The 9,080-nt window shown below is 39.4% G+C and carries 8 protein-coding genes; 1 reads left to right on the top strand and 7 read right to left on the bottom strand.

Annotation, left to right across the window (positions count from 1 at the left end; genetic code table 11):
* Nucleotides 1-140: 140 nt before the first annotated feature.
* From trpS to ACNKW3_RS18500, 3 genes are all read right to left on the bottom strand, one after another.
* A complete protein-coding gene (gene trpS / locus ACNKW3_RS18510) occupies nt 141-1,160 on the bottom strand; it encodes a tryptophan--tRNA ligase (protein ID WP_427400823.1) in 1,020 nt (339 codons plus the stop codon).
* Between the two features lie 235 nt (nt 1,161-1,395).
* Entirely contained in the window at nt 1,396-1,746 is a 351-nt protein-coding gene (locus ACNKW3_RS18505) for a VOC family protein (protein WP_427400822.1), read from the bottom strand.
* The gene (locus ACNKW3_RS18500; RefSeq protein ID WP_427400821.1) at nt 1,743-2,162 is read right to left on the bottom strand and encodes a PH domain-containing protein; all 420 of its coding nucleotides are present in this window, start codon (nt 2,160-2,162) and stop codon (nt 1,743-1,745) included. Before ACNKW3_RS18500 ends, ACNKW3_RS18505 begins: the two co-directional genes overlap by 4 nt.
* A gap of 203 nt (nt 2,163-2,365) precedes the next feature.
* Between ACNKW3_RS18500 and ACNKW3_RS18495 the strand changes: the two genes are divergently transcribed.
* Nucleotides 2,366-3,217, top strand: a complete 852-nt coding sequence (locus ACNKW3_RS18495; RefSeq protein ID WP_427400820.1) for a delta-class carbonic anhydrase — start codon at nt 2,366-2,368, stop codon at nt 3,215-3,217.
* Between the two features lie 84 nt (nt 3,218-3,301).
* On the opposite strand, the gene ACNKW3_RS18490 is transcribed toward ACNKW3_RS18495, so the two are convergent.
* The 4 genes from ACNKW3_RS18490 to uxuA form a co-directional block, all read right to left on the bottom strand.
* On the bottom strand, nt 3,302-5,278 hold the full coding sequence (locus ACNKW3_RS18490) for an alpha/beta hydrolase family protein (protein WP_427400819.1): 1,977 nt from the start codon (nt 5,276-5,278) through the stop codon (nt 3,302-3,304).
* A gap of 124 nt (nt 5,279-5,402) precedes the next feature.
* On the bottom strand, nt 5,403-6,083 hold the full coding sequence (locus ACNKW3_RS18485) for a response regulator transcription factor (protein WP_427400818.1): 681 nt from the start codon (nt 6,081-6,083) through the stop codon (nt 5,403-5,405).
* Complete coding sequence (locus tag ACNKW3_RS18480; protein ID WP_427400817.1) at nt 6,080-7,639, bottom strand: ATP-binding protein; 1,560 nt, start codon at nt 7,637-7,639, stop codon at nt 6,080-6,082. The genes ACNKW3_RS18485 and ACNKW3_RS18480 overlap by 4 nt, the downstream gene beginning before the upstream one ends.
* Before the next feature lie 158 nt (nt 7,640-7,797).
* Entirely contained in the window at nt 7,798-8,982 is a 1,185-nt protein-coding gene (gene uxuA, locus ACNKW3_RS18475) for a mannonate dehydratase (protein ID WP_427400816.1), read from the bottom strand.
* Between the last annotated feature and the right edge of the window lie 98 nt (nt 8,983-9,080).

Below are 9,080 nucleotides of genomic sequence, written 5' to 3'. Positions count from 1 at the left end.
TAGCTCAATAACGATTCTATGTAGCTAGCTCAATAACGATTCTATGTAGCTAGCTCAATAACGATTCTTCGTTGCTTGCTTCCGGTTTACGTACGAAAAAGACCTTAATTTACATCTATACCAAATCTTTATTTAACAAATCAAAAAATATTTAGTCCAAAAATATCTTTCACCCTCGATAACACACTATCAGTCCTCGCGCGCGAGACTTCGCTTCCAGTCCATAATATATCTATTAGATGAGCTTTGTCATTCAGGTAGTGTTCTCTACGCTTTCGAATTGGCGCTAATAATTCATTTAAGCATTCTTCGAGGATTTTCTTTGTTGTGCCATCACCAAGGCCGCCTCTTTGGTAGTGTTCTTTAAGTTGACTAACGTAGTTTATGTCTGGATGAAAAGCTTCTAAGTAAGTGAAGACAACATTACCTTCTACGTTGCCAGGATCTTCAACTCTCAAGTGGTTTGGGTCTGTGTACATACTGCGAACAGCATCTCTTATCTCTTTCTCAGAAGCGCCAAGGTTGATGGCATTGCCCATTGTTTTACTCATTTTGTTTTTACCGTCCGTGCTTGGTAAACGCGAAGCATTGCTCAATAAAGGTTTGCATTCATTAAGCACGTGTTTACCTGCCAATGAATTTACCTTTCTGACTATTTCATTTGTTTGTTCAAGCATTGGAAGCTGATCATCGCCTACAGGAATCAGCGTAGCATTAAATGCGGTAATATCAGCCGCTTGAGATATAGGATAAGTTAAAAAGCCTGCGGGGACAGAACGTTCAAATCCTTTGCTTTTTATTTCGCTTTTAACTGTTGGATTGCGCTCAAGTCTCGCGATTGTAACTAAGTTACTGTAATACATGGTCAGCTCAGCAAGGGCTGGGAGCTGAGATTGTAGGCATATAGTAGTTTTGTTCGGATCTATACCTACCGCTAAATAATCAGCAACTACGTTGAGAATATTGGATGACACTTTTGCAGGGTTGTTTGCGTTATCTGTCAGCCCTTGCATATCAGCTACAAGTATCGTTTGCTCATGCTTGTCTTGTAAGGAAACCCGTTGCTTTAGCGAACCAACGTAATGGCCAAGATGGAGTGGCCCCGTTGCTCTATCGCCAGTGAGAATAATTTCTTTTTCTGTGGTTGTTTTATTGCTCATGATATATCTCTAAGTGAATGAAGATTGCCACTGGAGATATAAAGAATTTACAAACTTAGCTACCTTCCAGCAGCAAAAGAATGTACGAATTCAGTGCCGCTCAGAGTGAGCGCCACCAGTTAAAAGAAGTAGTTTCAAGAAATGTCTTTTTCATGCTCGTAAACCTATCAAAATAATTAGTAAGCCTCAACTACTAAGGAGGAAATTCTCAAAGATTTATTGCTACAGCAGTTAATTAGCCATTTAATTCTGTAACGTGCCAAAGTTCTCCAGAAGGGCCCCACAAATAGAAAACTTTCCCCCAGCGTTCATGATTGATTTCACTATATTTAACGCCACTATCACAGTTGTTTGAGATTGTTGCAAAAGCATCTTCAATATCATTAACTATCAACTGAAACATAAGACTATTCGCCATTTCTTCATTATAAAAATGGTTTTGCAGAAATAAAGTACAGTCATCTTTAATCAAAAGCGTCAATTCTTCACCTGCACTCTCACTTTTAAAGCCTAAGGCTTGATAAAAAGCGATAGACTTTTGATAGTCTTTACAGGGAATGAAGGCGCGAATTTCACTTATGTTCATAATTCAATTCCTGTTCGCTTTTGAAGCTCAGACAGAAACTCCACTTTATTTTTTGGCGATATTAGCAGGGAAGAATTTTGCTTATATTCGATGCATAATCTATCAAGGGATAAGGCTGGACTTGAAATTGGGTTTCTGGAAGCTGTTATTTTCGTAATTGTTTTTAGATCAATTTTCCAAACAAAGGGACCCGATTTCACCACCAGCTTATCTACCGTTATCGCATAGTAAGTACTTACAAAACACCACACAATAAAGGCGCTTGTTAAAACTGTTATCCCAGAGATGATAAGAATTTCAACCAAGCTCTCTGTAAAAAAAGCAAAAACACAAGCCACTAAACAACTACCAATGGCAAACAACAACACTAGGACTAGCCAGGTGTCCATTTTCGATTTAAAGACTACTTTTGACATATTCTGCATCAGACCCTCTGTAATTTTTGCTTAGTGCCAATTATTCCAAATTTTCCCGAGAGACAAGTCATCATACGCTTTTCTAATTTTATTCATAAACTTTTAATGTTCTGCTTATGAATATTTAATTTTCTAGTTAAGTCTTATTAAATTTGACTGTTTACACTTCTAGGTTAATAGAACTAACCAAAGTGAATGTCATAATGATAAAAAAAATAAGCTGTTTAAGCGCTATAGCTAGTATTACGATTTCAATGAGTATTTACGCTGAAGAAAAAACTGTAAGTAACAGCGTAATTGCGCAACAAAAAAGTGCTTTAGCTCAAAACACCAAAGGTAAAGGATTTGGACCGCAATCTCCTCGAGATATAGACCAAACCTACGGTACCAATGAAAGGGAGTTTTCTCTGGCTCCAAATAGAAGTGAGCTGAATTTGTGTAATATTCATTTCCATAAAGGTGCTGAACACAAAGGTGGCGATTTTACTACTTATGCCGGCAATGGTGATGGACAAGGTAAAAACTCGGGTTATCTATATAATCACCCACTAAGTAAAGCCGAGCAATCAAAATACACAGGCAAAGTATGTCCTGCTAAAGGTAAAAGTCTTGAGGTAGGCGATACTTTGGAGGTTCATTATGTATTTTCTTCAGCCCAAATAAGCCCGGGACCAACCCTAGGCGCTTGCTTATCTGATTCGACTATGAATCCACAACTTCGTGTAGAAGCACAGGTGATAGTATTAACCAATGACGGCAATGGTCGAGATTTTGAGGACATGACGGAAATTGAAGTGATACAAGGCTATTATCAAGCGCCGAATATTCCGTCAAATACAGGTATTCCAGTGCAGTATTTAGGTTCAACTACAGGACCTAGTTACAATGAAAAAGGCTCGCCATTACAAGTTAGCTGGTCGGTTAGGCCTCAGGTTACCAAGGTCGATATAAGTTCAGTCGCGGAGTGGTGTGAGGACAATGAATTTAATGAAGATCATGCTCATGGCGTTAGAAACTTAGTAACCAATCCAATGTTGCTTTCCCCTATCCAATAGAAATTAAAGTACAGTCTTCTCACCGTCGAAAGAAATGACGGTGAGAAGCAATTGAATATTTTTGAGCTCAGATCCAGTCTAAACTTACCTTAAATTTGCATCCAGAAAATCCAACAAACCCTGATACATTTCCTGGCGATCTTCCTCATCAAATACGCCATGTCCAGCTTGAGAATATTGCAAATACACAGGTGGATTATTTACTTTTTTAAGCCGCTCGGCCAAGGCTTCAGAGTTAATCTCTGGAACACGTCTATCTTTAGAACCATGAATCAACATGACTTTGGCTTTAATTTTATCAACATGATTGATAGGCGAAAACTCATCCAACTTTTGCTTATCCGTGCCCAGTACTCTTTCTAGATAGGCTTGACCACCCCAGTTGTTGGGAATATCACTTTCGGTATACATGAAATCTAGGTCATAAATCCCAACGTAGCCGATGGTACAACGGTATAAATTAGGCGCCCTTACAACAGACATTAGAGCCGCATATCCGCCGTAACTATCGCCGTATGAACATACTTTGTTACCATCCACCAAACCTTGATCAATGGTCCATTTAACTGAGTCGTTGATATCTTTAATCATGGCGCCACCCCATTCGCGATAACCTAATTTCTCAAAGCGTTTTCCATAACCGTCACTGCCTCTGAAATTGACCCTCAACACAGCGTAACCTCGGTTAGCTAACAGTTGTGTTTCGGCATCATAATTCCAAAAATCTCGGGTACCAGCTTGGTGAGGTCCACCGTGGATCCTAACAACCAAAGGCGGTTTCTTACCTGATTCGCTTCCTTTTGGTAGTGTGAGATAACCGTGAATAGTTTCTCCGTCTTCAGTTGGAATCGCAACAGGCTGCATAGGAGCAAGCGTGCGGGGATCTATCCAAGAGCTATTCGCCCAGATAAACCGGGCATTGAGAGTTTCACTGTCAAACAAGAAATATTCTCCTGGATTAACATCACTTGAAACATGCACAAGCAAGGTTTTCCAATCTTTAGTGGTACTTTCTATGTCAACGGTTTGTCCTTTAAATGCCTTTGCTAGCTTTTTATGAATACTACTAATTCTGGATTCATTTTTCGCGTAAACATAATGAGACTTGTCAGGGTAAGTAATCCCAACGGCAGGCATGCCATTACTATCAAAAATGCTTTTTTCAATGTCTGTGGCATGGTCAGGAAAAATTCGATTATATTCGCCAGTTTCTAAATCTAAAATATAGTAAGTATAAACACCTTCTTCCCCATATAGGCCTGACAAATAGACCGATTTATTATCTTCGCTAATTCCCATAGGGTACAAGCCATCTACTTGTTCGAACGCTTCGTCTAGCGGGATCCATTCTGCATCATTGTTTTCACGATAAGCGGAATGAGAATAGCCTTCTTCGTCTCTCCAAACCATAAACCTAACCTGACCTTCTTTGGTTGCTAGTGCTCGACTGGAGCCATGTGGTAGACTATCTATTCTGCGCTTTCTACCACTGTAAATATTTAACTTACTGATTATTGGAGGCTTTTCTCTTTTATCGTAATACTTCCCATTTTGCATACTCCATGGATATTCAATTATGAGAATAAAATCGTCGTCATTTTGCATTAAACTTAGAATTTCTTGGCTTGCGAGAGTATCTTCTTTACTCGATATACGGGACCCTGCTTTCTGATCTCCAGCCCTATAACCATAAAGCAGTTCGTTTTTAGAGCCATCAATATTCATGGCGTAGAGTTCGCCAGTGGGAATTGGGCTATCGTAATAGAATTGCTTTTCAGCGTATTCATACATAATACGCTCGTTATTTACCCAAGTGGCACTATGAATGATGTCGTTATTCATAGGTCTTGCTCCGCCAACGACTTTCATAGTTTCCGAATCCATGATTGCAAGAAAAACTTTTCCATCGTATAAAATACGGGCAGCCAAGTGCTTACCGTCTGGAGATAAACTTAAATCTAAGTAGTCACCGTGTTTAATGAAATATTGTAATGGGAGTTGTTGCGCTGAAGCTGCTACAGTAACTACGAGTAAGCACAGTGAGAACAAGATCCTTTTCATGAGATTCCTTTTATTTATCATATCTACGACGTTTCACTACTAAAGTATAAAGCAAGGGAGGTAGTGAAAACAATTCTTGCAACTTGTATAAATCTGTATTTAAACCATTATTAACGCAATAGTTTTATGAAGCATTGATTAATCTATAACCATTGCCTCTTAAGGTTTGTATTTCTATGTCTGAGTTTGAAGGTAGTTTTTGCCGCAACCGACTCACATAAACATCCACTATGTTTGTCTGAGGATCACTATAGGTCTGCCAAACCCGACTTAAAATGCGTTCTCTAGATAACACCTTATTAGGGTTTTCTATAAAGTACAAACATAAATCATATTCTAACTTAGTTAATTGAAGCTCTATCCCTTGTACACTTGCAATACGCGACTCTTTATCCAAGGTGATATTGGCAAATGAAATCTCATTTATCGCTTTGTTATGACCCACATCTATACGACGACCTAATACTGTAATTCTGGCCAATAATTCGTCGAAATCAAAAGGCTTACATAAATAATCATCTGCACCTTTTTGTAGTCCGGACACGCGTTCTGACACTTCATCCACTGCCGTTAATAGCAATACCATTGGCGGATCAGGTAAGTGCTTGATTAATGGTACAATTTCTACACTATCTTGCTCTTCAAACATTCGATCCAATACCACGACTTGCGGCTTTACTTTTTTAATCAGGGTGATGACATCCTGCAAAACATTGGTTTTATAGCATTCGAAGCCCTCAGCTTGTAATCCTCGAAACAGAAAACTTAATAAAGGAATTTCATCGTCAGCTAATAAAACCTTCATTTGTTTTCTCCCAAAGGTAACTGCAGGGTAAAAGTGGAGCCTTCATTTGCTGTTGATGTTGCGATCACATCGCCGTTATGAGCATGCATAATGACTTTAGCGATTGATAACCCCAACCCAAAGCCCTCACTTCTATGTTTAAATCGTACAAAACGCTCAAAAATATGTTCCAGTTCTGCTGGTGCAATTCCATCGCCATGATCTCTTACTTCAATATGACAATGAGTACTATGGACTCGAAGTCTAACTTCTATTGGGCTGTCCTGTTTAGAGTATTTAATTGCATTGTCCATTAAAATGGAAAGTGCTTGTGATATTTTCTGGGCATCACATTTAATGTACAAGTCATCAAGTGCCTGCTCACAAAAATAATCAATCCGTCTTTCTGGATGTTGTCTTTGCCACTGAGTATGATTATTTTCAACCAAGTCTTTCATATTTTCTAAATTGAGCTGCAGACTCATTTGGTCTATCTCAGCTCTAGCAAGTAACAACAAGTCCTCTACTAACCGGCTCAACCCTATTGCTTGATTTAGAATGACTTTCAGCGAATCCCTGTACTCAGATTCTTTACCTTGCTTTTGCCGCAAGGTGACCTGTGCTTCACCTCGAATGATTGTAAGGGGTGTTCTAAACTCATGTGAAACATCGGCAATAAATTGGCGACGCTTTGAATCAATTTGCGTAAGTTGCAAATTGGCTTGTCTTAATTCTTGAGTTCGCCGCTCCACTTCAAATTCCAACTGCTTTCGAGATTCGGCTTGCATGTTTTCGTGCTCAGCAAGTTGAATCGCTAACTTATTTAATGCTTGAACTATGGTCTGAAACTCCTTGTCCATAGATTCAGGTAATCTATATTGATAGTTTCCTGTTGCAATAGTTTCAGTGCCGCTTTGTATAATGCTTAACGGTTGATAAAGTTGACTAAACAACCAATAACAACCCACCAAAATACTAGGCGCAGCAATTAATCCTATCATTACCGCAAACCACATTATCGTAGTATTTAAGGTGTCGATTCTTGCATTAGTGGCAGAAACTACGCGACTTTGTCTTGAAACTGCGGAATTAATTGCTTCTCTAAACTGATTGTCAATTGTCACTTCTAATAGGCGTTGCAGCCTCTCTTGCTGTCGCAGAGGTGTTGAATCATTGAGCGCAATTATCGCTTTAAATTCGGTAATAATTTCATCTATCAAACTTTCCAATTCGTCAGTATCTTCCACTGTTCCTTGGGTCTCTGCTTCACCTAAAGCTTCACGTTGACTTATCTCCAATTGACGAATTTTGGCCAGTGATATGGTAATTAATTGTCTTTTATTTCGAACTTCAGCTTGGTTTGCGTTCTGTCCAAAAATGAGTTCATCTGTTAATTGCTTAAATAGTCTATAAGAAATGCTCGAAAGTTGTTGGTGCTCCGAGAGCAGAGTTTGCGCGGTGGTACTTTGTTGCAAATTTGTACGGGTAATTTGAGCAGCTACGGCGGTACAAATGAGCGCTATCATCAAAATAGCAACAGAAATTACGCCAAACGCGTAGAGTTTATTCTTATACATGTGTCTTTAATTCAGTTACTTACTTTCGTCATGTTAAAGCATAATGCTTTTGAACTCACCCTTTGCCTTTACAACGACTGCATTCAACTTTACATATTAATTCAATTGATGGCTAAATTAAGACTAAATATCTTATGCACACCTCTTTTCGTCTACGCCTAATTGCGCTCACGCATATAAGACAAGGCATGAATCACGCCGCGTAATTCAGCAAGGCCTTTTAACCGGCCTAAATAGGAGTAGCCAGGTTTTACGTTTTGCTGACTAGCCTCATCGTCTAGCAAGTGCCCGTGATCGGGACGCATTGGAATAGGTTGATTCAAGCCAGCATCTGAGCGTTTTGCTTCCTCATTTAACAATGCATTGATCAAACCAACCATGTCGTTATCACCGTTTAAATGTTCAGCTTCATAAAAGGAACCGTCCTGTTCACGTACCACGTTACGCAAATGCACAAAGAATATCTTAGGTCCAAATTCTTCCACCATACTCACGAGGTTATTATCACCTCGCGCACCAAAAGAACCAGCGCACAAAGTCAAACCATTTGAACTACTATCAACAGTATTAAGGATCCTTCTTACATCCTGCTGAGTAGATACCACTCGGGGTAATCCAAACAATGAAAACGGCGGATCATCTGGATGGATACACATACTTACGCCCACTGATTCGGCCACTGGAATGACGTCAGTTAAAAATTGTAAAAGGTTAGATCTTAGGCCTTCTTCACCCAACGCAATAAATTCTTCTATGGTGATTTTGATAGACTCTCGAGTATAAGAGCCTTCGCCGCCAGGCAATCCCGCAATGATATTACTTTCTAGTACATCAATTTGCTCTGCGGTCATAGCGCCAACTTTTTCCTGAGCTTTGGCCACTAGTTCATCAGGATAGCTAGCAGAGGCATTAGTGCGTTCTAACACAAATACGTCGTAAGCAACAAAATCCACCATATCAAAGCGTAATGCTGAGCCAGTATTTTCCAGCAAGTAATCAAGATTGGTTCGAGTCCAGTCGACGACTGGCATGAAGTTATAACACACATATTTAATGCCAGCCTTACCGACATTTTCAATGGAAGTCTTATAATTTTCTATGAGCTGTTGGTAGTTGCCTTTTCGCGTTTTTATATCATTATGTACTGGGATACTTTCAATTACGTCCCAAGAAAGACCAGCTTGTTCGATCATGGCTTTACGCTCAAGTAAATTTTCCAATGGCCAAACTTCACCGGTTGGAATTTCGGTCAACGAACTGACAATACCAGTCGCACCTGCTTGGGCAATTTTCTTTAATGTAATTGAATCATTGGGATCAAACCAACGCCATGTTTCTAACATCTAACTACCTATCTTTGATTCAGTGCGGCGCTTAAAGAGTGACTAAAGTGCGCGACAAATTGAGTCCTGATTAAAGGACCGATAAGTATTAGAGGTTA

It is taken from the genome of Glaciecola sp. 1036 (assembly GCF_050306235.1).
Taxonomy (GTDB): domain Bacteria; phylum Pseudomonadota; class Gammaproteobacteria; order Enterobacterales; family Alteromonadaceae; genus Glaciecola.
Note: the sequence above shows the minus strand (reverse complement) of the source record. Positions and strands in the feature narration are given on the sequence as shown.

What these genes read in the sequence shown, in the direction of transcription:
- uxuA (WP_427400816.1), bottom strand. Translation starts at nt 8,982, where the DNA reads ATGTTAGAAACATGGCGTTGGTTTGATCCCAATGATTCAATTACATTA.
- trpS (WP_427400823.1), bottom strand. Translation starts at nt 1,160, where the DNA reads ATGAGCAATAAAACAACCACAGAAAAAGAAATTATTCTCACTGGCGAT.
- ACNKW3_RS18480 (WP_427400817.1), bottom strand. Translation starts at nt 7,639, where the DNA reads ATGTATAAGAATAAACTCTACGCGTTTGGCGTAATTTCTGTTGCTATT.
- ACNKW3_RS18505 (WP_427400822.1), bottom strand. Translation starts at nt 1,746, where the DNA reads ATGAACATAAGTGAAATTCGCGCCTTCATTCCCTGTAAAGACTATCAA.
- ACNKW3_RS18485 (WP_427400818.1), bottom strand. Translation starts at nt 6,083, where the DNA reads ATGAAGGTTTTATTAGCTGACGATGAAATTCCTTTATTAAGTTTTCTG.
- ACNKW3_RS18495 (WP_427400820.1), top strand. Translation starts at nt 2,366, where the DNA reads ATGATAAAAAAAATAAGCTGTTTAAGCGCTATAGCTAGTATTACGATT.
- ACNKW3_RS18500 (WP_427400821.1), bottom strand. Translation starts at nt 2,162, where the DNA reads ATGTCAAAAGTAGTCTTTAAATCGAAAATGGACACCTGGCTAGTCCTA.
- ACNKW3_RS18490 (WP_427400819.1), bottom strand. Translation starts at nt 5,278, where the DNA reads ATGAAAAGGATCTTGTTCTCACTGTGCTTACTCGTAGTTACTGTAGCA.